19 protein-coding genes and 5 tRNA genes are annotated in these 23,204 nt (G+C 70.5%); 13 read left to right on the forward strand and 11 right to left on the reverse strand.

The annotated features are described in order from the left end of the window. Positions 1–69: 69 nt before the first annotated feature. Positions 70–141, reverse strand: a tRNA-Gly gene (locus tag FGW31_RS18030). A 282-nt stretch (positions 142–423) separates the two neighbouring features. Further along, positions 424–741: a histone-like nucleoid-structuring protein Lsr2 gene (locus tag FGW31_RS18035; RefSeq protein ID WP_142194474.1), complete on the reverse strand. Its 318-nt coding sequence runs from the start codon at positions 739–741 to the stop codon at positions 424–426. Positions 742–1,094: 353 nt separating this feature from the next. Here FGW31_RS18035 and purS point away from each other — a divergent pair, with 353 nt between their 5' ends. The 9 genes from purS to purM all read left to right on the forward strand — a co-directional run bounded on the left by purS (position 1,095) and on the right by purM (position 11,394). After that, positions 1,095–1,358 (forward strand): phosphoribosylformylglycinamidine synthase subunit PurS, encoded by a 264-nt coding sequence (gene purS, locus FGW31_RS18040; protein WP_142194475.1) that lies wholly within the window; start codon positions 1,095–1,097, stop codon positions 1,356–1,358. Beyond that, the gene (gene purQ / locus FGW31_RS18045; protein ID WP_142194476.1) at positions 1,355–2,035 is read left to right on the forward strand and encodes a phosphoribosylformylglycinamidine synthase subunit PurQ; all 681 of its coding nucleotides are present in this window, start codon (positions 1,355–1,357) and stop codon (positions 2,033–2,035) included. Before purS ends, purQ begins: the two co-directional genes overlap by 4 nt. After that, a complete protein-coding gene (gene purL / locus FGW31_RS18050) occupies positions 2,032–4,290 on the forward strand; it encodes a phosphoribosylformylglycinamidine synthase subunit PurL (protein ID WP_142194477.1) in 2,259 nt (752 codons plus the stop codon). Before purQ ends, purL begins: the two co-directional genes overlap by 4 nt. A gap of 175 nt (positions 4,291–4,465) precedes the next feature. After that, positions 4,466–4,861, forward strand: a complete 396-nt coding sequence (locus FGW31_RS18055) for an effector-associated constant component EACC1 (RefSeq protein WP_185907435.1) — start codon at positions 4,466–4,468, stop codon at positions 4,859–4,861. Further along, positions 4,858–6,888, forward strand: a complete 2,031-nt coding sequence (locus tag FGW31_RS18060; RefSeq protein ID WP_142194478.1) for a caspase, EACC1-associated type — start codon at positions 4,858–4,860, stop codon at positions 6,886–6,888. The genes FGW31_RS18055 and FGW31_RS18060 overlap by 4 nt, the downstream gene beginning before the upstream one ends. A 78-nt stretch (positions 6,889–6,966) precedes the next feature. Further along, positions 6,967–7,764, forward strand: coding sequence for a maleylpyruvate isomerase family mycothiol-dependent enzyme (locus tag FGW31_RS18065; RefSeq protein ID WP_142194479.1), 798 nt, complete (start codon positions 6,967–6,969; stop codon positions 7,762–7,764). A gap of 157 nt (positions 7,765–7,921) precedes the next feature. Continuing rightward, the gene (locus FGW31_RS18070; RefSeq protein WP_142194480.1) at positions 7,922–8,704 is read left to right on the forward strand and encodes an META domain-containing protein; all 783 of its coding nucleotides are present in this window, start codon (positions 7,922–7,924) and stop codon (positions 8,702–8,704) included. A gap of 62 nt (positions 8,705–8,766) precedes the next feature. Continuing rightward, positions 8,767–10,293: an amidophosphoribosyltransferase gene (gene purF / locus FGW31_RS18075; protein ID WP_142194481.1), complete on the forward strand. Its 1,527-nt coding sequence runs from the start codon at positions 8,767–8,769 to the stop codon at positions 10,291–10,293. 33 nt (positions 10,294–10,326) lie between these two features. Continuing rightward, positions 10,327–11,394, forward strand: a complete 1,068-nt coding sequence (purM, locus tag FGW31_RS18080) for a phosphoribosylformylglycinamidine cyclo-ligase (RefSeq protein ID WP_142194482.1) — start codon at positions 10,327–10,329, stop codon at positions 11,392–11,394. A 141-nt stretch (positions 11,395–11,535) separates the two neighbouring features. Here the strand turns inward: purM and FGW31_RS18085 are convergent, their stop codons facing one another. Together FGW31_RS18085 and FGW31_RS18090 are read right to left on the reverse strand one after the other, a co-directional pair. Then, positions 11,536–11,784, reverse strand: a complete 249-nt coding sequence (locus tag FGW31_RS18085) for a DUF3073 domain-containing protein (protein ID WP_142194483.1) — start codon at positions 11,782–11,784, stop codon at positions 11,536–11,538. 317 nt (positions 11,785–12,101) lie between these two features. After that, positions 12,102–13,190 (reverse strand): Leu/Phe/Val dehydrogenase, encoded by a 1,089-nt coding sequence (locus tag FGW31_RS18090; protein WP_142194484.1) that lies wholly within the window; start codon positions 13,188–13,190, stop codon positions 12,102–12,104. Between the two features lie 222 nt (positions 13,191–13,412). Between FGW31_RS18090 and FGW31_RS18095 the strand changes: the two genes are divergently transcribed. Then, positions 13,413–14,255, forward strand: coding sequence for a hypothetical protein (locus tag FGW31_RS18095; RefSeq protein WP_142194485.1), 843 nt, complete (start codon positions 13,413–13,415; stop codon positions 14,253–14,255). A 539-nt stretch (positions 14,256–14,794) separates the two neighbouring features. Beyond that, entirely contained in the window at positions 14,795–15,001 is a 207-nt protein-coding gene (bldC, locus tag FGW31_RS18100; RefSeq protein WP_003949541.1) for a developmental transcriptional regulator BldC, read from the forward strand. A 435-nt stretch (positions 15,002–15,436) separates the two neighbouring features. On the opposite strand, the gene FGW31_RS35275 is transcribed toward bldC, so the two are convergent. From FGW31_RS35275 to FGW31_RS18135, 7 genes are all read right to left on the reverse strand, one after another. Further along, positions 15,437–15,625 (reverse strand): DUF6274 family protein, encoded by a 189-nt coding sequence (locus tag FGW31_RS35275; RefSeq protein ID WP_142194486.1) that lies wholly within the window; start codon positions 15,623–15,625, stop codon positions 15,437–15,439. Positions 15,626–15,846: 221 nt separating this feature from the next. Then, positions 15,847–15,921: transfer RNA gene (locus tag FGW31_RS18110), tRNA-Asp, on the reverse strand. Between the two features lie 93 nt (positions 15,922–16,014). Then, a complete protein-coding gene (gene hrpA / locus FGW31_RS18115; protein WP_142194487.1) occupies positions 16,015–19,992 on the reverse strand; it encodes an ATP-dependent RNA helicase HrpA in 3,978 nt (1,325 codons plus the stop codon). Between the two features lie 95 nt (positions 19,993–20,087). Beyond that, a tRNA-Phe gene (locus tag FGW31_RS18120) sits at positions 20,088–20,161 on the reverse strand. Positions 20,162–20,185: 24 nt separating this feature from the next. Further along, a tRNA-Asp gene (locus tag FGW31_RS18125) sits at positions 20,186–20,260 on the reverse strand. A 37-nt stretch (positions 20,261–20,297) separates the two neighbouring features. Further along, positions 20,298–20,370, reverse strand: a tRNA-Glu gene (locus FGW31_RS18130). An 80-nt stretch (positions 20,371–20,450) separates the two neighbouring features. After that, a complete protein-coding gene (locus FGW31_RS18135) occupies positions 20,451–22,037 on the reverse strand; it encodes a metallophosphoesterase family protein (RefSeq protein ID WP_142194488.1) in 1,587 nt (528 codons plus the stop codon). An 84-nt stretch (positions 22,038–22,121) separates the two neighbouring features. Between FGW31_RS18135 and FGW31_RS18140 the strand changes: the two genes are divergently transcribed. Beyond that, on the forward strand, positions 22,122–22,472 hold the full coding sequence (locus FGW31_RS18140; RefSeq protein ID WP_182674714.1) for a metallopeptidase family protein: 351 nt from the start codon (positions 22,122–22,124) through the stop codon (positions 22,470–22,472). A 73-nt stretch (positions 22,473–22,545) separates the two neighbouring features. Continuing rightward, positions 22,546–23,091 carry a hypothetical protein gene (locus FGW31_RS18145; RefSeq protein WP_142194489.1) on the forward strand — a complete coding sequence of 182 codons (546 nt, stop codon included), beginning with the start codon at positions 22,546–22,548 and terminating at the stop codon, positions 23,089–23,091. Positions 23,092–23,204 lie beyond the last annotated feature (113 nt).

Here is a 23,204-nt window from a genome sequence, read left to right on the forward strand (position 1 = left end):
CCGGCTCTCACCGATCGGCGCGGGCACCAGCCTACCTGATCCACCACAGTGGTCGGTACGGCGGTGCGGAGCGGGTGACAGGAATTGCACACTGCGCCTTCCCCCTGGAAGGGGGATGTTCTACTACTGAACTACACCCGCATGTACTCCGTGGGCCCGGCTTTTCGGCCTTGCCCCTCGGCGTGCTCCAAACTCTAGCTGATCAGCGGGGGTGCTGCGCAAGTCGGTTGCCGCGAGGGGCGGGTGACCGGCCGTCGGACGGATCACCGGCGACGGCCGCGACGGCCCGGGAGCGGCCGGCCACCGTGCAGGCCGCCGTGCCCGGCCACCGCGGTGCGGCCCGTTCACCGTGCTCGGCCACCCTGCCGGGCCGCCGCGGTGCGGCCGGTTCACCGTGTCCGCGGTGGCCGTCGCGCAGCCGGTTCACTGTGCCGCGGCGAACGCCTCGTAGACCTTCTTGGGGATCCGTCCGCGCGCGGGGACGTCCATCCGGTTCGCCTGTGCCCAGGCGCGCACGGCCGCCGGGTCGGGGGCGACCTCCGTCTGCCGGTACGTCCTGCCGGAGCGCGACCGCTTGCGGCCGGCGTCGACGTAGGGAGCGAGCGCCGTGCGCAGTTTCCTGGCATTGGCTTCGTTGAGGTCGATCTCGTACGACTTGCCGTCCAGTCCGAAGGCGATCGTTTCCGCCGCTTCCGAGCCGTCGATGTCGTCAAAGAGAGTGACCACGACCTTCTGCGCCACGAATATCGGTCCCTTCGTGCGACACCTCTCGTCCGGACGTCCGTGATGACGTGCCGGTACGTCGCCGAGATGTCGGCTGTCCGCCTGTAATCGGGCAAAGTATCTGCTAATGACAATTCATTTGTACAGTGCCCGGCAATGCATTGTGAAGCCCGACTAAATCTGTCCGCGTGTCCGCTGCGCAATAGAGATGAGCGAGCGAACGCGGATCTTTCCCGGATCTTTTCCCAGCCGTCTCCCCGCGATGCCGAATCGTGATCGTGCTCACGTAGATTCCTACAACTCTACTCGCGTAGAAATTTTGTGCGGGTAGTCTGAAGGAACCTGCTCAGCACCACACACCGGGAGTGCCAGTGGCACGCGTCGTAGTCGACGTCATGCTCAAGCCGGAGATCCTCGACCCCCAGGGCCAGGCGGTGCAGCGCGCACTGCCGCGACTGGGTTTCGAAGGGATCTCGGACGTCCGTCAGGGAAAGCGATTCGAACTGGAAGTTGACGGGCCGGTCGACGAGGCCGCGCTCGCCCGTATCAACGATCTTGCCGAATCCTTCCTCGCCAACACCGTGATCGAGGACTTCACCGTCCGGGTCGAGGAAGTCGCGGAGGCCGCGAAGTGACCGCTCGTATTGGCGTCGTCACTTTCCCGGGCAGCCTGGACGACCGGGACACGCAGCGCGCGATCCGCGTCGCCGGCGCCGAACCCGTCGCGCTCTGGCACAAGGACAAGGACCTCAAGCAGGTCGACGCCGTCGTGCTCTGCGGCGGTTTCTCGTACGGCGACTATCTGCGGGCCGGCGCCATCGCGCGCTTCTCGCCCGTGATGGACACCGTCATCGACCAGGCCAAGGCGGGCCTTCCCGTCCTCGGCATCTGCAACGGCTTCCAGATCCTCACCGAGGCGCACCTGCTCCCCGGCGGCATGCTGGGCAACGACCACCTGCACTTCATCTGCCGCGACCAGAAGCTGCGGGTGGAGAACGCGGACACCGCCTGGACCACGGACTACGAGGCCGGCCAGGAGATCCACATTCCGCTGAAGAACATGGACGGCCGCTACGTGGCCGACCAGCGGACGCTGGACGAGCTGGAGGCCGAGGGCCGGGTCGCGTTCCGCTACGTCGACTTCAACCCGAACGGCTCGCTCAACGACATCGCCGGCATCACCAACGAGGCCGGGAACGTCGTCGGCCTGATGCCGCATCCCGAGCACGCCGTCGAGTCGCTGATCGGTACGGGCCGTACCGACGGCCTGCCCTTCTTCACGTCGATCCTCAAGAAGCTGGTCAACGCATGAGCAAGACGCCCCTGGACACGGTCGAGCACGCGGCCGCGACCCCCGACGTCGAGCTGCCCTGGGCCGAACTGGGCCTGAAGAAGGACGAGTACGAGAGGGTCGTGGAGATCCTCGGCCGTCGCCCCACCGGGGCGGAGCTGGCCATGTACTCCGTCATGTGGTCCGAGCACTGCTCGTACAAGTCCTCCAAGGTGCACCTCCGCCAGTTCGGCGAGAAGGCACCCGAGTCCGACGCGATGCTCGTCGGCATCGGCGAGAACGCCGGTGTCGTCGACGTCGGCCAGGGCTACGCGGTCACCTTCAAGGTCGAGTCGCACAACCACCCGTCGTACGTCGAGCCCTACCAGGGCGCGGCCACCGGTGTCGGCGGCATCGTCCGCGACATCATCGCCATGGGCGCCCGCCCGGTCGCCGTCGTGGACCCGCTGCGCTTCGGCGCCGCCGACCACCCGGACACCAAGCGCGTCCTGCCCGGCGTCGTCGCCGGCATCGGCGGCTACGGCAACTGCCTGGGCCTGCCCAACATCGGCGGCGAGGTCGTCTTCGACGCCTGCTACCAGGGCAACCCGCTGGTCAACGCCGGTGCCATCGGCGTCATGCGGCACGAGGACATCCACCTCGCCAAGGCCTCCGGCGCCGGCAACAAGGTCATCCTGTACGGCGCCCGCACCGGCGGCGACGGCATCGGCGGTGCCTCCATCCTGGCCTCCGAGACCTTCGACGACGCCAAGCCGTCGAAGCGTCCGGCCGTCCAGGTCGGCGACCCGTTCCAGGAGAAGCTCCTCATCGAGTGCACCCTGGAGGCGTTCCAGGAGAAGCTCGTCGTCGGCATCCAGGACCTGGGAGCCGCGGGCCTGTCCTGCGCGACCAGCGAGCTGGCCTCCAACGGCTCCGGCGGCATGCGCGTCACCCTGGACGACGTCCCGCTGCGCGACTCCACGCTCTCGCCCGAGGAGATCCTCATGAGCGAGTCGCAGGAGCGCATGTGCGCCGTGGTCGAGCCCGAGAAGGTCGACCGCTTCCTCGAGATCTGCGACAAGTGGGACGTCATCGCCACCGTCATCGGCGAGGTGACCGACGGCGACCGGCTGGAGATCTTCTGGCACGGCGAGAAGATCGTGGACGTCGACCCGCGCACGGTCGCCCACGACGGCCCGGTCTACGAGCGCCCGTACGCCCGCCCGTCCTGGCAGGACGAGCTCCAGGCGGACGACGCGAACAAGCTGCCCCGCCCGGAGACGTCCGAGGAGCTGAAGGACCAGGTCCTGAAGCTGGTCGGCTCGCCCAACCAGGCGTCCAAGCAGTGGATCACCCAGCAGTACGACCACTTCGTGCAGGGCAACACCGTGCTCGCCCAGCCCGAGGACTCCGGCATGATCCGCGTCGACGAGGAGTCCGGCCTCGGCGTCGCCATCGCCACCGACGGCAACGGCCGGTACGCCAAGCTCGACCCGTACACGGGCGCGCAGCTGGCCCTGGCGGAGGCGTACCGGAACGTGGCGACGACCGGCGCCAAGCCGCTGGCCGTCTCCGACTGCCTGAACTTCGGCTCGCCGGAGGACCCGGCCGTCATGTGGCAGTTCGCGGAGGCCGTGCGCGGCCTGGCGGACGGCTGTCAGCAGCTCGGCACCCCGGTGACCGGCGGCAACGTCTCCCTTTACAACCAGACCGGCGAGGCGGCCATCCACCCCACTCCGGTGGTGGCCGTGCTCGGCGTCATCGACGACGTGGCCCGCCGCACCCCGGTCGCCTTCCAGGAGGACGGCCAGCTGCTGTACCTCCTCGGCGACACGCGTGAGGAGTTCGGCGGCTCGGCCTGGTCCCAGGTGATCCACGACCACCTGGGCGGTCTGCCGCCGAAGGTCGACCTGGAGCGGGAACGCCTGCTGGCCGAGATCCTGATCTCCGCCTCCCGCGACGGCATGATCGACTCCGCGCACGACCTGTCCGACGGCGGTCTGATCCAGGCGGTCGTCGAGTCGGCGCTGCTCGGCGGGAAGGGCGCGCGTCTGGTCGTCCCGGACGGCCTGGACGCGTTCACCTTCCTGTTCTCCGAGTCGGCCGGCCGCGCGATCGTCGCCGTGCCGCGCTCGGAGGAGCTCCGCTTCAACGACATGTGCGGCGCCCGCGGCCTGCCGGCCACCCGCATCGGCGTGGTCGACGGCGACACGGTGGAGGTCCAGGGCGAGTTCTCGCTCAGCCTCGCCGAACTCCGCGAGGTCCACGAGCGGACGATCCCGGCGCTGCTGGCGTAGCCGCCGAGGACGTACGGGTCGTCGTCGCGGGCACTCACCGGGTGTCCGCGGCGGCGGCCCGTTTCCGTCCGCGCCGCCCGAGTTTTCCGAAGCGCCCTGATGGGCACGGTGCATGTGCCAACCTGCAGGCGTGTGTGAGGCGGAGGCACTCGGGTGGGGACCGATGAGTGAGCGGTTGCAGATCAGATTCGAGGCGGTGGGACCGGATCACGAGGGGGAACTCCGGTCGTTGCTCGGCTGGCTCGCGGACGACCGGTCGCTGCGCGGCCACGTCCGGCTGGAGCGGATCGCCCCCGTCGGTTCGGGACGGATGAGCCCGGGACTGGAGACGGTCCTGGCGGTGATCTCCACCACGGCAGGCGTGCTGCAACTGCCCCTGTCGTTCCTCGCCTGGCGGCAGAGCCGCGGGCACCGTACGCCACCGGTGACCGTCCAGGTCGTCGGCACGGATCCCGCCGAGGTCGAGGCCGTGCTGCGCAGGCTCCGCGGCGACGCCCCCGAGGACTCCGGGGGCTCCGGGGATTCCAGAGATGCCGAGGACTCCGGGGATTCCGGGGAGGCGGTGTCGTGACCGGCCCCCGTGACCCCGAGACCCCGTTACCGGACGCGGACCTTCCGGCCCGGATCGATCCCCGTCGCTCCGCATGTGTGCTGATCGGCGTGGACGACTACACCGTCCTCGACCCGCTGCGCAGTGTCGGCCACAACCTCGTCGAGCTGCGGGCCGCGCTCACCGACGACGAGATCTGGGGCATCCCGCATGACCGGATCTTCACGGTCCCCAACCCGACCGCGCCGTCCGACCTGGTCGGCCCCATCCGCGAGGCCGGACTCCTCGCCGACGACACGCTGATCGTGTACTACGCGGGCCACGGCCTGCTCGACCGCCACGAGGGACAGCAGCTCCTGCTCACGCTGCCCGGGTCGGTGGAGGACCAGCCGGACACCTGCGTGCGCTCCCGCGACGTGCGCCGGGCCATCCGCGACACGGGTCCCGCGCGGCGCCGCGTCCTGATCCTCGACTGCTGCTTCAGCGGACAGGTGCTCACCGAGATGGCCGGCGCCGACCGCGGGGAGCAGGGCGGCAGCGTGGCGGTGAAGACACTGCGCGAGGTCGAGGGCTCGTACGTCATGACCTCGGCGCCCAAGGATCGGCCCTCGCACGCCCCCGATCCCAAGAGCTGCACGGTCTTCACCGGCGCGCTCGTGGACGTGCTGCGGCAGGGGCTGCCGGACGGGCCCGAGATGCTGGGCCTGCACACGCTGTTCGAGGCGGTGAAGGCGCGGATCGCGGCCATGAAGCCCGAGATGCCGCAGGAGCCCCAGGACGAGGACCGCAACGGCGTCGGCGGACTGGACTTCGTCCGCAACGTGGCGGTCCTCCCGCCCCTGACCCCGCCGCCCGACCCCGCCACCCGGCCCCGCCACAGCCGGACCCGTACGCTCCTGTGGTCCCTGAGCGCCGCGGCGGCCGGCCTCACCCTCGGTCTCGCCGGGCCCTGGGCCGTCGACCAGTGGCAGGCCGCCCACCCCGCGCCCGCGACCGGCGCGTGCGGCGGCCACCCCGCCGACGCCGAGGCGCCCCGCGCGGTCCTCCTCGACCACTCCGACGCGCTGGACAAGCGGAACGTCGACTACGAAGAGGTCAAGGGCCTCTCCGCGCTCGCCCTCGTCTCCGAGGGCCCGGAGGGTGTCGAGGCGCTGGCCCTCACCGACAACGACCCCGCCCTGCTCTTCCCGCTCTCCCTCGGCACCCCCTCCGACCTGCGGCCCGTCGCCGACACCGCACACGCGCTGCGCCGCGCGAACGGCGTGCAGTTCACCGAGTGGTACGACGGCGAGGGCCTGGTCATCGAACGGGGCGGCCGGACGGCGCTGATCGCCTCGGAGACCGGCCCGGCCCTGCGCCGTTTCGACATCGCCAGCGGCAAGCAGATCGGCCCGGACCTGCCCGTCCCGAAGGACCTGCGGTACTGGCCCGACGGCAGCGCGCAGACCGGCCGCAGCATCGAGTCCCTCGCCCTCTCACCGAACGGACGGCACCTCTACGCCGGCTGGGAGGCCCCGCTGGCCAAGGACGGCGACCAGCGCGGCCGGCCGATGATCCGCATCCAGCGCTACACGGGGGAGCCCGGCGGCGCCTACACGCCGGACGCGCAGTACGCCTATCTCGCCGGCGACGGAATGAACCTGGTGGAGCTGGTCGCCCTCGACGACGAGGGCGGACTTCTCGCGCTGGAACGCGAGTACACCGCCGGCCTCGGCACCGCCGTCCGCGTCGTCCAGCTGTCGCTCGCGGGCGCCCGCGACGTGAGCGGGGTCGACTCCCTCTACGACCTGCCCGCGGCCGACTTCGCCGACGACACCCCGGTCCTCGACCTGGCCGCCTGTCCGGACGGCGGCCCCGGAGTGGTCGCCACGCCCGGCTCGAACTCCCGCAACCCCCTCCTGGACAACGCGGAGGGCATGGCCGTGGGCAAGGAGTGGACCAGCGGCGAGTACAAGGGCTGGCGCCCCCTGTACCTGATCTCCGACGACAACGGCAGCGGTGACCAGATCACCCGTCTGTACTCACTGGCGGTGCGCCTGAAGCCGTAGCGGGCCCGCCCGGACCGGTGTTCCCGGCGGGCCCACCGCCCTCCCGCGGCCACCGCCCACCGGCATAAGCTGCACCCCATGTCCCCGGCCAGGAAACGCGCCCGTACCTACGACCCCGCTCGCACCCGCGCCGCCGTGCTGGCGCAGTTCGGGAACGTGCGAGCGGCCGTGCGCACCCTCACCCCCGAGCAGCTCGCGGCGCCCACGCGGCTCGGTGACTGGACGGTGCGGGAACTGGTGGCGCACATCGGGATGGCGCTGACCGCCGTGGAGCGGCTGCTCGACGAGCCCGAGCCCGCGCGGCAGGACGGACGGCTGCTCGACTGGCCGTCCGCGATCGCCGCCGACGCGGACGCCATCGCCGCGACCGCGCACCGGACGGCCGCGGACCACTCCGACCTCGACGCCCACCTGGCCGACGTCGAGCGGCGCTTCACCGCCCGCCTCGACGCGCACCCCGGCGGCCGGCTGCTGCCCACCAGCGCCGGCGCCCTGCCGCTGGCCGACTACGTCGTCACCCGCACCGTGGAACTCGTCGTCCACACCGACGATCTCAACGCCGCCGTGCCCGGCCTCGACGTCCCCCACGACCGTCAGGCCCTCGCCGCCTGCACCCGGCTGCTGGCCGACGCGCTCGCCGCGAAGGCGCCCGGCGGCTCGACCGAGGTGCGGATCCCGCCGTACGCGGTGGTGCAGTGCGTGGAGGGGCCGCGGCACACGCGCGGCACTCCGCCGAACGTCGTCGAGACCGACCCGCTGACCTGGGTGCGGCTGGCCACCGGGCGCACGGCCTGGCCGGACGCCGTGGCCGACGCCCGGGTCAGCGCGAGCGGGGAGCGGGCGGACCTGGGGCCGTACCTGCCGCTGCTGACCTGATCCACCGACCGGACCCGGGCGGTCCCGTGACCGGACCCGGGCGGTCCCGTGACCGGACCCGGGCGGTCCCGTGACCGGACCCGGGCGGTCCCGAGACCGGAACCGAGTGGTCGCGGCCGAAGGGGAACCGCCCGCTCCTGTCTCCCGTCGAACGGGCATGTACAGGCAGAAGCACCAGCAGCGCATGACCCTGATGGCAGTCGCCGTGCTCGTTCCGCTCGCGGCGGCCTGTGGCAACGAACGGGCGGGCGCGGGCGGCGCCGCCGCGGATGTGGACAAACCGGTCACCGGCATACGCTGGAACGTCGACAGCGTCACCGTCGACGGCACCACCCACCGGGCTTCCGGCAGCGCGCACGTCACCCTCGACGACCAGGGCCGGGCCGAGGGCAGCTACGGCTGCAACACCTTCAGCGCCCGGGCCGCCGTCGACGGCGACCGCATCACCCTCAGTGACGCCGTGTCCACCGAGATGGGCTGCGACGACCGGCCCATGGACTTCGAACGGACCCTCTCCCGCACCCTCGCCGACAGCGGCCTGAAGGCCGACGTGAGCGACGACCGCCTCACCCTCACCGCCGACTCCGGTGACACCGTGCGCCTCAGCAAGGCGAAGGACGCCCCGCTGGCCGGCACCAAGTGGACCGTCACCACCCCGTCCACCGACAGCCGGGCCCACCTCACCTTCGACGCGAAGAAGGGCACCGTCTCCGGCAGCCTCGGCTGCAACCAGGTCAACGCCGAAGCCACCGTGCGCGACGGCCATATCACCCTGGGCACGCCCGCCATGACCCGAATGATGTGCGAAGACTCACTCATGGCCGGCGAGAAGGCGCTGACGAAGCTCTTCAACAGCACGCTGGCCTACTCGGTCGATCAGCACACGCTGACGCTGACCAGCGAAAACGGGACCGAGATCCGAGCCGTCGCCAAGAGCTGATCCATGACAGGGGCCGCATCCCGCATTCGGACCAGTGGTCGATCTCGCCTACACTCGAAGACGTGCCACGTGGTGACGGACGACTCAACCACGACCTGCTCCCCGGAGAGAAGGGCCCCCAGGACGCCTGCGGCGTCTTCGGTGTCTGGGCTCCGGGCGAAGAGGTCGCCAAGCTCACGTACTTCGGGCTCTACGCCCTCCAGCATCGGGGCCAGGAATCCGCGGGAATCGCGGTCAGCAACGGCTCCCAGATCCTCGTCTTCAAGGACATGGGCCTGGTTTCCCAGGTCTTCGACGAGACCTCTCTCGGATCGCTCCAGGGTCACATCGCGGTCGGACACGCCCGCTACTCGACCACCGGCGCCTCCGTGTGGGAGAACGCCCAGCCGACGTTCCGTGCGACCGCGCACGGATCCATCGCGCTCGGCCACAACGGCAACCTGGTCAACACGGCGCAGCTCGCCGACATGGTCGCCGAACTCCCCAAGGAGAACGGCCGCTCGCAGAAGGTCGCGGCCACCAACGACACCGACCTGATCACCGCCCTGCTGGCCGGCCAGCGCGCCGCCGACGGCGAGCCGGTGACCGTGGAGCAGGCCGCGCACGTGGTCCTCCCGAAGGTCCGCGGCGCCTTCAGCCTCGTCTTCATGGACGAGAACACCCTCTACGCGGCCAGGGACCCGCAGGGCATCCGTCCGCTGGTCCTCGGCCGCCTGGAGCGCGGCTGGGTCGTCGCCTCCGAGTCCGCCGCCCTCGACATCTGCGGCGCGAGCTACGTGCGGGAGATCGAGCCGGGCGAGTTCGTCGCCATCGACGAGAACGGCCTGCGCACCTCCCGATTCGCAGAAGCGAAGCCCAAGGGCTGCGTCTTCGAGTACGTGTACCTGGCCCGCCCGGACACCGACATCGCCGGCCGGAACGTATACCTCTCGCGCGTCGAGATGGGCCGCAAGCTCGCCGAGGAAGCTCCGGTCGAGGCCGACCTGGTCATACCGACCCCGGAGTCCGGCACCCCGGCCGCCATCGGCTACGCGGAGGCCTCCGGCATCCCGTTCGGCGCCGGCCTGGTCAAGAACGCCTACGTCGGCCGGACGTTCATCCAGCCGTCGCAGACCATCCGGCAGCTCGGCATCCGCCTGAAGCTGAACCCGCTCAAGGAAGTCATCAAGGGCAAGCGCCTGGTCGTCGTCGACGACTCGATCGTGCGCGGCAACACCCAGCGCGCCCTGGTGCGCATGCTCCGCGAGGCGGGCGCCGCCGAGGTCCACATCCGGATCTCCTCGCCGCCCGTGAAGTGGCCGTGCTTCTTCGGCATCGACTTCGCCACCCGCGCCGAGCTCATCGCCAACGGCATGACCATCGACGAGATCGGTACCTCGCTGGGCGCCGACTCCCTGGCGTACATCTCCATCGACGGCATGATCGAGGCGACCACCATCGCCAAGCCGAACCTGTGCCGCGCCTGCTTCGACGGCGAGTACCCGATGGAGCTGCCCGACCCCGAGCTCCTCGGCAAGCAGCTCCTGGAGACCGAACTGGCCGCCGGCACCGCCGCGCCGGCCGCGGTCGATGCGATCCGCCGCCCGTAAGCCCTGACGGACGACACGAAAGCTCTCACAGTCATGTCCCAGAACACTGGTGCCAGCTACGCCGCGGCGGGCGTGGACATCGAAGCGGGCGACCGCGCCGTCGAGCTCATGAAGGAGTGGGTGAAGAAGACCCGGCGCCCCGAGGTCCTCGGTGGCCTCGGCGGCTTCGCCGGCCTCTTCGACGCCTCCGCCCTGAAGAACTACGACCGCCCGCTGCTCGCCTCCGCCACGGACGGCGTCGGCACCAAGGTCGACATCGCCCGGCAGCTGGGCGTCTACGACACCATCGGCCACGACCTGGTCGCCATGGTCATGGACGACATCGTGGTCTGCGGTGCCGAGCCGCTGTTCATGACCGACTACATCTGCGTCGGCAAGGTCCACCCCGAGCGGGTCGCCGCGATCGTCAAGGGCATCGCCGAGGGCTGTGTGCTGGCCGGATGCGCCCTGGTCGGCGGTGAGACGGCCGAACACCCCGGCCTGCTGGGTCCGGACGACTTCGACGTCGCCGGCGCCGGTACGGGCGTCGTGGAGGCCGACCGCGTCCTCGGCGCGGACCGCATCCGTGCGGGTGACGCGGTGATCGCCATGGCGTCCTCGGGCCTGCACTCCAACGGCTACTCGCTCGTCCGGCACGTGCTGCTGGAGCGCGCCGGACTCGCCCTCGACAGCAGGATCGACGAACTGGGCCGCACCCTCGGCGAGGAACTGCTGGAGCCCACCAAGATCTACTCGCTGGACTGCCTGGCCCTGCTGCGCACCACCGAGGTGCACGCGTTCAGCCACGTCACCGGCGGCGGCCTCGCGGCCAACCTCGCCCGCGTGATCCCCGACGGGCTGCACGCGACCGTCGACCGCTCCACCTGGACCCCGGCGCCGGTCTTCGACCTCGTCGGCCGGACCGGCTCGGTGGAGCGGCTGGAGCTGGAGAAGACCCTCAACATGGGCGTGGGCATGATCGCCGTCGTGCCGCAGGAGTCCGTCGAGGTGGCGCTGACGACGCTGGCCGACCGGGGCGTCGACTCCTGGGTCGCCGGTGAGATCACCGACCGTGGTGAGCACACCACGGGCGCGGCACTCGTCGGTGACTACGCGAGCTGAGCACCGGGCCGCTGCCCGCGCGGATCGCGTGCGGGCAGCAGGCCGGGAAGCACAGGCGTGCGGCCCGGCCCGGGTGGTGAGGGCAGCACTAAACCCGGTCGGTGACCGGGGTCACCTACCGGGCTCATGCTCAGCGCAAGGTCAAGCGCCGCGACGATGCCGGGAGGACGGTTCGTCCTCGTCCTGCTCGTCGTCCTCGTAGAGGTCGGCGTACCGTGCGTACAGGTCGTCGTCTTGCTCATCGTCCTCGAAACGGTCACCGTTCGGTGACTGATTCGACGTCGATGCGCCCAGCTCCTCGGCCAGGCGTGAGAGGTCAGTCCCACCGCTGTTGTACTTCAGCTGGCGGGCGACCTTCGTCTGCTTGGCCTTGGCCCGGCCGCGCCCCATGGCTCGACCCCCTCAACGACGGGGCTCGACGGCCCCAGAGTCTTGACACGCGTTCATGGTCCAGAACGGACTCTCCGCGGAAAGTCCGGTCCGTAGGGCTTCCACGGTACCTGAGCCCGCGGCCATACGGTACGTCGCCCGCATGACGTGCCCGCGCCCAGGACCCTCGAGGCGCCCCGTCCTCGCTGGTCAGCCGCGATTTTAACCACTTGTGGCCGGTCGACCCGCCGGGAGAAGTGAGAGTTCTCTCCAAGTGTCCGCCGACGGGTACCGGTCATATGTGCGAGGGCGTCCGCGGTGCGGCGCCCTCGCGGACCTCAGCGCGCCGAGCGTGCCTCCGCCATCCGCTGCTCGGCGATCCGGTCGGCCGCGGCGGCCGGCGGAATACCGTCTTCCTTCGCACGTGCGAATATGGCGAGCGTGGTGTCGAAGATCTTCGCGGCCTTCGTCTTGCACCGGTCGAAGTCGAAACCGTGCAACTCGTCGGCGACCTGGATGACGCCGCCGGCGTTCACCACGTAGTCCGGCGCGTAGAGGATCCCGCGGTCGGCGAGGTCCTTCTCCACACCCGGGTGGGCGAGCTGGTTGTTGGCGGCGCCGCAGACCACCTTGGCGGTCAGCACGGGCACGGTGTCGTCGTTCAGCGCACCGCCGAGCGCGCACGGGGCGTAGATGTCCAGGCCCTCGGTGCGGATCAGCGCCTCGGTGTCGGCGACGGCCGTGACGCCCTCCGGGTGGCGCTCGAGGATCCGCCGCACGGCGTCCTCGCGCACATCCGTGATCACGACCTCGGCGCCCTCCGCGCGCAGGTGCTCCACCAGGTGGTGGCCGACCTTGCCGACGCCCGCGACACCGACCTTGCGGTCCCGCAGCGCCGGGTCGCCCCACAGGTGCTGGGCGGAGGCCCGCATGCCCTGGTAGACGCCGAACGCGGTGAGCACCGAGGAGTCGCCGGCGCCGCCGTTCTCGGGGGAGCGGCCGGTGGTCCAGCGGCACTCGCGGGCCACGACGTCCATGTCGGCGACGTAGGTGCCGACGTCGCAGGCGGTGACGTACCGGCCGCCGAGCGAGGCGACGAACCGGCCGTAGGCCAGCAGCAGCTCCTCGCTCTTGATCCGCTCCGGGTCACCGATGATCACGGCCTTGCCGCCGCCGTGGTCGAGCCCGGCCATGGCGTTCTTGTACGACATCCCGCGCGCGAGGTTCAGCGCGTCGGCGACGGCCTCCTCCTCGGTGGCGTACGGGTAGAAGCGCGTACCGCCGAGCGCGGGGCCCAGGGCGGTGGAGTGGATGGCGATGACGGCCTTGAGGCCGCTGGCGCGGTCCTGGCAGAGCACGACTTGCTCGTGGCCCCCCTGGTCCGAGCGGAACAGGGTGTGCAGGACGCCGTCAGATACGTCGGTCACTGTGGTGACTCCTGAGTAAGTAGCGGCGGGTGGAGTTGGCTCCCCGTACGGGTGGCGGGGGCTGTGAGCACGAGATTAGAGCCTGCGCCGCCCGCTGGGGTCACCGTGTCGTGGATCACCTCCGACCGGAGTACCGCCGTGCGACGATTTGCAGGGGTTTCCCACCGATCGGAGGGGGGATCCGGCAGGTTTTCGCAACGGTCCGCGGGGGAGGGAGCAGGCGTGCCCAAGGTGTCCTCGGTGATCGTCCCCTACGCGACGTACCTGCGCGTGTACGAACCGCTGGCCGCCTTCCCGGAGCCGGAGCGCGGCCACTGGGCCCGTTACGCCCGCCGCCCCGACCGCCCCTCCTGCCAGGACGAACTCCGCCGCTCCCTGGCCGACCTCGCGCCCACCCCGCCGGTGCCGGTGCCGGTGCACGAGAGCCGGGACGCGTTCGTGCTGGAGGCCGACGGCGTGATCTGCGTCTGCCCGTGGCGCACCCGGCTGCGCGGCTGGCAGGCCCTCGGCGAGCTGGCCGAGGAGTACCCGCTGCCGGTCCTGGACGCGCTCCTGCCGCCGGTCGTGCGCCACCAGGCCACCCAGGACTACGAACGCTGGCTCGCCGACCACCCCGACGCCCGCCCGTGGATCCGCACCGCGACCTGGCAGGTGCCGATCAACTGGTTCGTGCTGTTCGGGGACGACGAGCGGGAGTACGACAAGGGCTCCGCCGACGAGGCGCCCGTGCTGCGCTACCGGACCCCCATGGTGCAGGCCCGCCGGCGGGTGGCGCGGGGGCTCCGGGCGCTGCGGGACGCCATGGAGGACAACCTGCTGATCGACGGCCTGGTGGACGTCGGGCGCTGGCTGGAGGAGTTCCATCCGCGGTCGGTGGTGGAGCTGGACTACGGCGGGCTGGTGCACGCGCTGCCGGCCGGCGCGCTGGAGGACGACCACTCGGCGGCGGACGTGGCCGAAGGGCTCGCGGCGCTGCGCCGGGGCGACGAGGAGGGCGCCGGGGCGGCCTACGGGCGCCTCGTGGAGCGCTGGAGGTCGGTGCGCGACCTGCGCTCGGCGAACTGACGTTTGACCAAACGCTCTTCTTGGGGTTTTGTCATCGCACCGAGGTGACTGAGGCTCCGTCAGCGAAGCGTCGGCCGTGGACGTAGGTGCCGATCCGGGCGTTTGTCCCAAGAGTGTCAAGCGTGACGGACCGCACGTACGCGGCCCTTGCGCCGCTTGCCCATCCTCGTGCCAAAATAGGACAAGGAGTCCGGGGAGGGCTCCTCCGTCCTGCTGTGCTGGACTATGGGCGGAATCTCAGCATTGCACGCTTTGGGGGGTGTGGTGACTCCTGAACGCCGCTGTGACTGATCGTCACAGTGGCGTGACTGTCCGCTATGGCACGGTCCATCGGCTTCCGCGGCTGATGAACACCTGGGAGGGCAATTCCATCGGTTTGGCCGACGTCGCTGGACAGATGGTGTAGTTGTAGTGCCGAGGACAAGCCGTTCGTCCTATAACCGACTCGACTCGCGTCCGCCATTTCGGGCAACGCGGGTCAAGGTGCAGAATTTAGAGGAAAGAACCGAGAAGGTTCGGTTCTCCCGAGGAGGCCGCTCATGACCGCTCGCACCCCTGATGCCGAGCCGCTGCTGACCCCGGCTGAGGTCGCCACCATGTTCCGCGTCGACCCGAAGACGGTCACGCGCTGGGCGAAGGCAGGCAAGCTCACGTCGATCCGCACGCTCGGCGGGCACCGCCGCTACCGCGAGGCCGAGGTCCGCGCACTGCTCGCGGGCATTCCGCAGCAGCGCAGCGAGGCCTGAACAACTGAATAAACCGGGCAGAACCGGCTGGTCCCCCACTGGTCGAGACGCCCGGAAACCCTAGCTCCAAGCGACGCGGGGACTGCCCCAACAGGCCCCACGCCCAAGCCGAACCAGAACTCCCAGGCAGCTGCACAAGGGTGCGTCGTCGATCGCGCTGGACTCCGCCGGGTCCAGCGCGATCTTTTTTGTGCGCCGATGGTGGTCCGGGGCCGGTCCGGCCGGCTCCTGGGAGCGGTCGGTGAGCGGCCTTGTCCGACTCTGGGGACGGCTGTGGGATCACCTGTGCGCGCGCCTGCGCGGGCCTCTCCGACTGGTGCAATTGCACATATTAAATTGACCAGTTGTAGGCGGCGCGTAAGTACCGCCCTCCTCAAAACTCATGCGGTGACACCCGTCACATACCAGTCGGCTTGTTGGCTCGTGTCACATGCGCTACTGACAACCGGCACGGGCGCCGGACTGTTCCCCGGCCGGCTCCGAGGCGCGGGGCGGCGAGTCGAGGGCCAGCCGCAACAGGCGGTGGCAGATGGGGCAATGGCGCATCAGATGCCGGTACGACGATGCCGCCGACAGGTGCGCGCGGAGCAGTGCCCGCGTCTCGTGCCTCGCCGATGCCGTCATGCGCCACCCCCAACGGGCCGCACGGGAAGGGGCCCTGCCTCCTGGAGTACCGAGGGAACGAAGGGCCGTCAAGACGGCACAGCGGCCCGGCGGACGCGCCGTCGCCCGGAAGGGAACGGTCCGCGCCACTGAGCCGCACCACCACTGTGCCGTGCCACTGTGCCGCGCCGGAACGCGAAGAAGGCCCGCACCCTCAACGGGCGCGAGCCTTCTCGATCGTGCGGTCCTGACGGGATTTGAACCCGCGGCCTCCACCTTGACAGGGTGGCGAGCACTCCAAACTGCTCCACAGGACCAGGTTTCGCAGCGCCATTTCCTCGTTGCGCTGCGAGAAGGACTCTACAGGAGGGGAAGCCTCCTGGTCGAACTCACCGTGCGTACCGGCTCCGTCACGGCACCGCCGCGTCGATGGCCTTCACGATCCGCTTGTCCGACACCGGGTACGCCGTGCCGAGCGCGTGGGCGAAGTAGCTCACCCGCAGCTCCTCGATCATCCAGCGGATCTCCAGCACCTCCCGCGGCACCGGCCGGCCCTGCGGCATCTGCTCCAGCAGCCACGCGTACTCGTCGCGCATCTCGTGGACCTTCGCCATCCGCGTGGTGTCCCGCTGCACGTTCGTCGGCATCTGCTGCAGACGGCGGTCGGCGGCCACCAGATACCGCATCAGGTCCGGCAGCCGGCGCAGCCCCGCCCCGGTCACGAAACCGGGCCGTACGAGCCCGTCCAGCTGTGCCCGCACGTCCTGGAGGTTCGGCAGCAGCGCGGGGCTCCGTACGCCCTTCAGGCGCCGCTCACAGGCCTGCCAGGCGGCCAGCACCTGCTGCACCTGGCCCACCGCGCGGACCGTCGTGTCGACGATGTCCGCGCGGACCTTGTCGAACAGCTTCCGGTACGACTCCTCGTCCCACACCGGCCCGCCGAAGTCCGCGATCAGTTTGTCCGCCGCGGCCGTCGCGCAGTCGTCGAACAACGCCTGCACGGACCCGTGCGGGTTCGCCGACAGCGCCAGCTTCTGCGCGTTCGTCAGCTTTTCGGAAGCGAACTTCGCGGGGTTGACCGGGATGCCCAGCAGGATCAGCCGGCGCGTGCCCTTCCACATCGCCTCGGCCTGCTCGGCCTCCGTGTCGAACAGCCGCACCGACACCGTGTCACCGTCGTCCACCAGCGCCGGGTACGCCTTCACCGGCTGGCCGGCGCGCCGCGTCTCGAACACCCGGGTGAGCGAGCCGATCGTCCAGTCCGTCAGCCCCTTGCGCTCCAGGGACTCCCCGCCCTGGCGCTGCGCCGTGGCGGCGGCCGCCTGCGACAGCGCCTTGCGGGCCTTCGGCCGCAGGCGCAGCTTCAGCGCCTCCAAGTCCTTGTCCTCGGCCAGCTTGCGGCGCCGCTCGTCGACGATCCGGAAGGTGACCTTCAAGTGGTCCGGGACCCGGGACCAGTCGAAGTCCTCGGCCTCGAACGGAACCCCGACCATCCGCTTCAGCTCGCGCGCCATCGTCACGGTGAGCGGCTCCTGCAACGGCACCGCCCGCTCCAGGAACGCCTTCGCGTAGTTCGGCGCCGGCACGTAGTTGCGGCGGATCGGCTTGGGAAGCGAACGGATCAACTCCGTGACGACCTCTTCCCGCAGGCCCGGGATCTGCCAGTCGAACCCCTCGTCGGTGACCTGGTTCAGCACCTGGAGCGGAATGTGGACCGTCACACCGTCCGCGTCCGCGCCCGGCTCGAACTGGTACGTCACCCGGAACTTCAGCGGTCCCTGCCGCCAGCTGTCCGGGTAGTCGTCCTTGGTGACCGCCTCCGCCGACTCCCGGATGAGCATCTCGCGCTCGAAGTCCAGGAAGTCCGGCTGCTCCTGCCGCTTGCGCTTCCACCACGAGTCGAAGTGCGCCCCCGACACCACGTGCTCGGGGATCCGCTGGTCGTAGAAGTCGAACAGGGTCTCGTCGTCGACCAGGATGTCCCGGCGCCGCGCCCGGTGCTCCAGCTCCTCGACCTCGGTCAGCAGGCGCCGGTTGTCCGCGTAGAACTTGTGGTGCGTCCGCCAGTCGCCCTCGACCAGCGCGTTCCGGATGAACAGCTCCCGGGAGACCTCCGGGTCGATCCGGCCGTAGTTCACCTTGCGCTGCGCCACGATCGGGACGCCGTACAGCGTCACCTTCTCGTACGCCATCACGGCCGCCTGGTCCTTCTCCCAGTGCGGCTCGCTGTACGTGCGCTTCAGCAGGTGCGCGGCGAGCGGCTCCACCCACTCCGGCTCGATCTTCGCGTTGACCCGCGCCCACAGCCGCGAGGTCTCCACCAGCTCCGCCGACATCACGAACCGCGGCGGCTTCTTGAACAGCGCCGACCCCGGGAAGATCGCGAACTTGGCGTTGCGCGCGCCCAGGTACTCGTTGCGCCCGCCGTCCCTGCGGCCCGCCGGGGCGGCGTCCTTGGACTCCTTCACGTCCTTCATGCCGATGTGCGAGAGCAGGCCCGCCAGCAGCGACACATGGATGTGGTCCGCCGGGGCGTCGTCCTCGTTCAGGTGGATGCCCATCTGCTTGGCGACCGTGCGCAGCTGGGTGTAGATGTCCTGCCACTCGCGGATCCGCAGGAAGTTCAGGTACTCCTGCTTGCACATCCGCCGGAACGACGACGAACCGCGCTCCTTCTGCTGCTCACGGATGTAGCGCCACAGATTGAGGTAGGCGAGGAAGTCGCTGGTCTCGTCCCGGAACCGCGCGTGCTGCTGGTCCGCCTGCGTCTGCTTGTCCGCCGGCCGCTCACGCGGGTCCTGGATGGACAGCGCCGCCGCGATCACCATGACCTCACGGACGCAGCCGTTGCGGTCCGCCTCCAGCACCATGCGCGCAAGACGCGGGTCCACCGGAAGCTGCGCCAGCTTGCGTCCGGTCTCCGTCAGCCGCTTGCGCGGATCCTTCTGCGTGGCGTCGAGCGCGCCCAGTTCCTGCAGGAGCTGCACGCCGTCCCGGATGTTGCGGTGGTCCGGCGGGTCGATGAACGGGAACTTCTCGATCTCGCCCAGGCCGGCCGCCGTCATCTGAAGGATCACCGAGGCGAGGTTGGTGCGCAGGATCTCGGCGTCCGTGAACTCCGGCCGCGCCAGGAAGTCGTCCTCGCTGTAGAGACGGATGCAGATGCCGTCCGACGTACGGCCGCAGCGTCCCTTCCGCTGGTTGGCGCTGGCCTGCGACACCGGCTCGATCGGCAGCCGCTGCACCTTCGTGCGATGGCTGTAGCGCGAGATACGGGCGAACCCGGGGTCGATCACGTACTTGATGCCCGGGACGGTCAGGGACGTCTCGGCCACGTTGGTCGCCAGCACGATCCGGCGGCCGCTGTGCTGCTGGAAGACCCGGTGCTGCTCGGCGTGCGACAGCCGTGCGTACAGCGGCAGCACCTCGGTCGACCGGTACCGCTTCTTCGTCAGGGCGTCCGCGGTGTCCCGGATCTCCCGCTCGCCGGAGAGGAACACCAGGATGTCGCCCGGACCCTCCGTCATCAGCTCCTCGACGGCGTCCGTGATCGCCGTGATCTGATCGCGGTCGGCGTCGTCCGAGTCCTCCTCCAGCAGCGGGCGGTAACGGACCTCCACCGGATAGGTGCGCCCGCTGACCTCGATGATCGGCGCGTCGCCGAAGTGCCGGGAGAAGCGCTCCGGGTCGATGGTCGCCGAGGTGATGACCACCTTGAGGTCCGGCCGCTTCGGCAGCAGCTGTGCCAGGTAGCCGAGCAGGAAGTCGATGTTGAGCGACCGCTCGTGTGCCTCGTCGATGATGATCGTGTCGTAGGCGCGCAGCTCACGGTCCGTCTGGATCTCCGCGAGGAGGATGCCGTCGGTCATCAGCTTGATGAACGTGCCCTCCGGATCCACCTGGTCGGTGAACCGGACCTTCCAGCCGACGGCCTCGCCCAGCGGCGTGTCCAGCTCCTCGGCGACCCGCTCGGCCACCGTGCGGGCGGCGATGCGGCGGGGCTGGGTGTGGCCGATCATGCCCCGGACGCCCCGGCCCAGCTCCAGACAGATCTTCGGGATCTGCGTGGTCTTGCCGGACCCGGTCTCACCCGCGACGATCACCACCTGGTGATCGCGGATGGCCTCGGCGATCGCGTCCTTCTTCTGGCTGACGGGCAACTGCTCGGGATACGTGACCGAGGGCACCCGGGCACGCCGACCGGCCATCCGTTCCTCGGACCGGGCGACCTCCGCCTCGATCTCGCCCAGGACGGCGGCGCGAGCCTCGGGTTTCCGGATCTTGCGCGCACCCTCCAGCCTCCGCCCGAGCCGGTGCGCATCGCGCAGCGACAGCTCGGTGAGGCGGGAGGCGAGGGAGCCGAGAGCGGGGGCAGAGTGCGTGGACATACGGACTCCAGGATCTCATCCCGCGGAAAAATGCGGCCAATGGTTTTGTCGAGGCACACAACAAGGCCCCGATCCGAAGATCGGGGCCTTTGCTGTGGCTGGGGCCGGGGTCGAACCGGCGACCTTCCGCTTTTCAGGCGGACGCTCGTACCAACTGAGCTACCCAGCCGCGGTGTTTCACGTGAAACACCAGCGGTCCTGACGGGATTTGAACCCGCGGCCTCCACCTTGACAGGGTGGCGAGCACTCCAAACTGCTCCACAGGACCAAGCGTGTCGTACGACAGTGTCGCACAGGGTGGTGCGTGCCCCCAACGGGATTCGAACCCGTGCTACCGCCTTGAAAGGGCGGCGTCCTAGGCCGCTAGACGATGAGGGCTATCGGCCCGCCTGGGCGCTTCGCAGCGCGTCGGGGACGTGAGAAGCATATGGGATGGGGGGAGGGTTCGCCAAAACGGTTTACGGCGAGGTCGCCGAGGGCGTGGCGGAGGTGGCCGGGGACGGGCTCGGCGAGGGGGTGGCGCCGGGCTGGTTCTCCTCCGGGAGATGGCGGCTGACCTCCGCCGTCGTCAGACCGAGGCCGCCCAGTTCGATCGAGTCCCAGGCCTGCAGGCGCCGCGTGTCGCGGTCGAAGTAGAGGATCGACGTCTCGATCGGGTCGGGGTACTCGCCCTCGATGGCGCGCAGTCCGCTGCCGCCGGTGGAGCCCTCGACGCGCAGCCGGGTGCCGTACCGCATGACCTCCGTCTTCTCGTGGTGGATGTGGCCGGCCAGGACCAGCGGGACGGTGCCGTCGACCTCCCGGGCCGCGGACGGCTCGTGCGCGACGGCCACGTCCACCGGGGTGCCGGCGGTCCTCTGGTCGCGCAGGGCGGAGGCGAGGCGGGCGCCCGCCAGTTCCTGGGACTGCTCGGCTCCGGTCGGCCTGGAGCGGTCGGGGGTGAACTGCGGGTCGCCGATGCCGGCGAAGCGCAGCCCGGCGACGGTCTCGGCCCTGCCGTCGTCCAGGACGTGGACGTTCTTCATGCGTTCCAGGTACCGCTGGGTGACGAGCGAGTCGTGGTTGCCACGGACCCAGACGTAGGGGGCGCCGAGGTCCTCGATCGGGTCGAGGAAGCCGTTCTCGGCGGCGCTGCCGTGGTCCATGGTGTCGCCCGAGTCGACGATCACGTCCACCCGGTACTGCTCCACCAGCGAGGCGATGATCTTCCAGTTGGCCGGGTTGAGGTGGATGTCGGAGACGTGCAGGACGCGGATGGTGGTCGGGTCGGGCCGGTAGGCCGGCAGCGTGGAGGTGGCGTCGTAGAGCTTGGTCACGTTGGTGACGAGACGGGCCAACTCCTTCTGGTAGACGTCGAACTCGGTGACGATGCTGCGCGCGTCGCCGACCAGCGACGGGGCCGAGGAGAGCAGCCCGGAGAACCTGGGTTCCAGGACGGAGTCGGCGTTCCAGGTGGCGTAGGCGGTGCCGCCGGACGCGGCCAGCAGCGTCAGGGCGAGGCCGCCGGCGGCGAGGGCGCGGCGCGGGCGGCGGTAGACGACCAGGCCGAGCGCGGTGGCGCCGGTGACCACGGCGATGCAGGAGCGGACGGCGAGGTCGGCGGTGCCGCGTGTGATGTCGCGGGTCACCTCGTCCTGGAGGCCGGAGAGCCGTTCGGGGTGGTCGACGAGGGCCTGGGAGCGCTCGGGGTCGAGCTGGTCGACGTTGACGTCGAGCCGGACGGGGGCGATGTGGCTGTCGAGCTGGAGGGCACCCAGGGGAGAGATGTTGATCTTCGTGCCGCCGGTGATGGACGGGCGCAGCGTCATGGTGGTGTTCATCGGGCCCACGGGGACACGGACGTTGCCCACGACGAGCAGGCCGAGCCAGGCGCCGAGGACGACCACGGCGACGAGACCGAGGGCGCGGGTCCAGGGGTGCGCCTGCGGGACGAGGGCGACGGCGGTGGGGACGGGCCGGCGGGAGCGGTAGCGGCGGGTGAGGGCCCGCGGGACCCGGCGGATGAGATGCACGGTGTTCATGACGGCGGAGGGGACGCGGGCCATTCGTCCCGTATGCCCAAGCAGCGGTCCCGCTATGCCGGGAGCGCGCGCATCTCGTACGGACGGCCCGTGGTCGACAATGGCTCTGTGCTGGAGATGACGCGCGAGATGTTCGAGGAGCTGGTCGCCGAGGCGCTGGACCGGATCCCTCCGGAGCTGACGCGGTTGATGGACAACGTGGCGGTGTTCGTGGAGGACGAGCCGCCGGCGGACGATCCGGAACTGCTCGGCCTGTACGAGGGGACGCCGTTGACGGAGCGGGGTGAGTGGTACGCCGGGGTGCTGCCGGACCGGATCACCATCTACCGGGGGCCGACGCTGCGGATGTGCGAGTCCCGGGAGGACGTGATCGCCGAGACGGAGATCACGGTGGTGCACGAGATCGCGCACCACTTCGGGATCGACGACGCCCGGCTGCACGCGCTCGGTTACGGATAGGCCGTACGCGTGTCTTCTTGTGGGTGGCGGGAGTTGGGGTTGTTGACTTCTTACTCCCATCGGAGGTGGCTCCGTGCGCCGCTTGCTCGTACCCGTCCGCCTGGCCGCCACGGTCGTGGCCGTGGCTGCCGCCGCCGGCTGTGTGAACGTGGCTGACGAGACAGCGGGCGGAGGTGCCGGTCCCTCGCACTCCGCGGGACGCCCGGGCGGTGCCGAGCCGGACGGCGGCACGGCGTCGGCCGGCGGGGCCGGGTACGGTCCCGCGGCGGCCGGCGGTGAGCGCCCGGCCGGCGAGGGCAAGCGGCGCGACGGCAAGGGGGCGGAGGCGGGGGCGGAGGAGTCGGCGTCGGCCGGGGCGTCCCCGTCCGCGCGGGAGAGCCGGCCCCGGCCGTCCGGGGGCGCGCAGGACGGGCCCGCCCGCCCCACCCCCGACGACCGGCCCGTCCCGCCGGAGCCCTCGCGTTCGCCGGATCCGGAGCCGTCGCCGACGCCGCCCGAGCCGTCGGCCACGCCGGAGCCGACCCAGGCGGAGCCGTCCTCGTCGGCACACCGGCCCCCCGAGACGCAGTTGGCGCAGCGGGAGCCGGCGCCGGAAGCGGGGTCGTCCAGCTGGAGTTGACTCCCTCGCCCACTCACGTGTCCGCCCGCCGGACCGGTCGGCCCGACTGTCGGTGCACCACGCTGACCTGCGGGTTGTTCCGGTAGGCCGATCTCGGTTTGCTTTCGGGGGGT

The organism is Streptomyces calvus (genome assembly GCF_006782915.1).
GTDB lineage: Bacteria > Actinomycetota > Actinomycetes > Streptomycetales > Streptomycetaceae > Streptomyces > Streptomyces calvus.

Coding starts and splice junctions, on each gene's coding strand:
- FGW31_RS18070 (WP_142194480.1), top strand. CDS start 7,922: ATGTACAGGCAGAAGCACCAGCAGCGCATGACCCTGATGGCAGTCGCC.
- FGW31_RS18065 (WP_142194479.1), top strand. CDS start 6,967: ATGTCCCCGGCCAGGAAACGCGCCCGTACCTACGACCCCGCTCGCACC.
- bldC (WP_003949541.1), top strand. CDS start 14,795: ATGACCGCTCGCACCCCTGATGCCGAGCCGCTGCTGACCCCGGCTGAG.
- purM (WP_142194482.1), top strand. CDS start 10,327: ATGTCCCAGAACACTGGTGCCAGCTACGCCGCGGCGGGCGTGGACATC.
- hrpA (WP_142194487.1), bottom strand. CDS start 19,992: ATGTCCACGCACTCTGCCCCCGCTCTCGGCTCCCTCGCCTCCCGCCTC.
- purL (WP_142194477.1), top strand. CDS start 2,032: ATGAGCAAGACGCCCCTGGACACGGTCGAGCACGCGGCCGCGACCCCC.
- FGW31_RS18135 (WP_142194488.1), bottom strand. CDS start 22,037: ATGGCCCGCGTCCCCTCCGCCGTCATGAACACCGTGCATCTCATCCGC.
- FGW31_RS18085 (WP_142194483.1), bottom strand. CDS start 11,784: ATGGGGCGCGGCCGGGCCAAGGCCAAGCAGACGAAGGTCGCCCGCCAG.
- FGW31_RS35275 (WP_142194486.1), bottom strand. CDS start 15,625: ATGACGGCATCGGCGAGGCACGAGACGCGGGCACTGCTCCGCGCGCAC.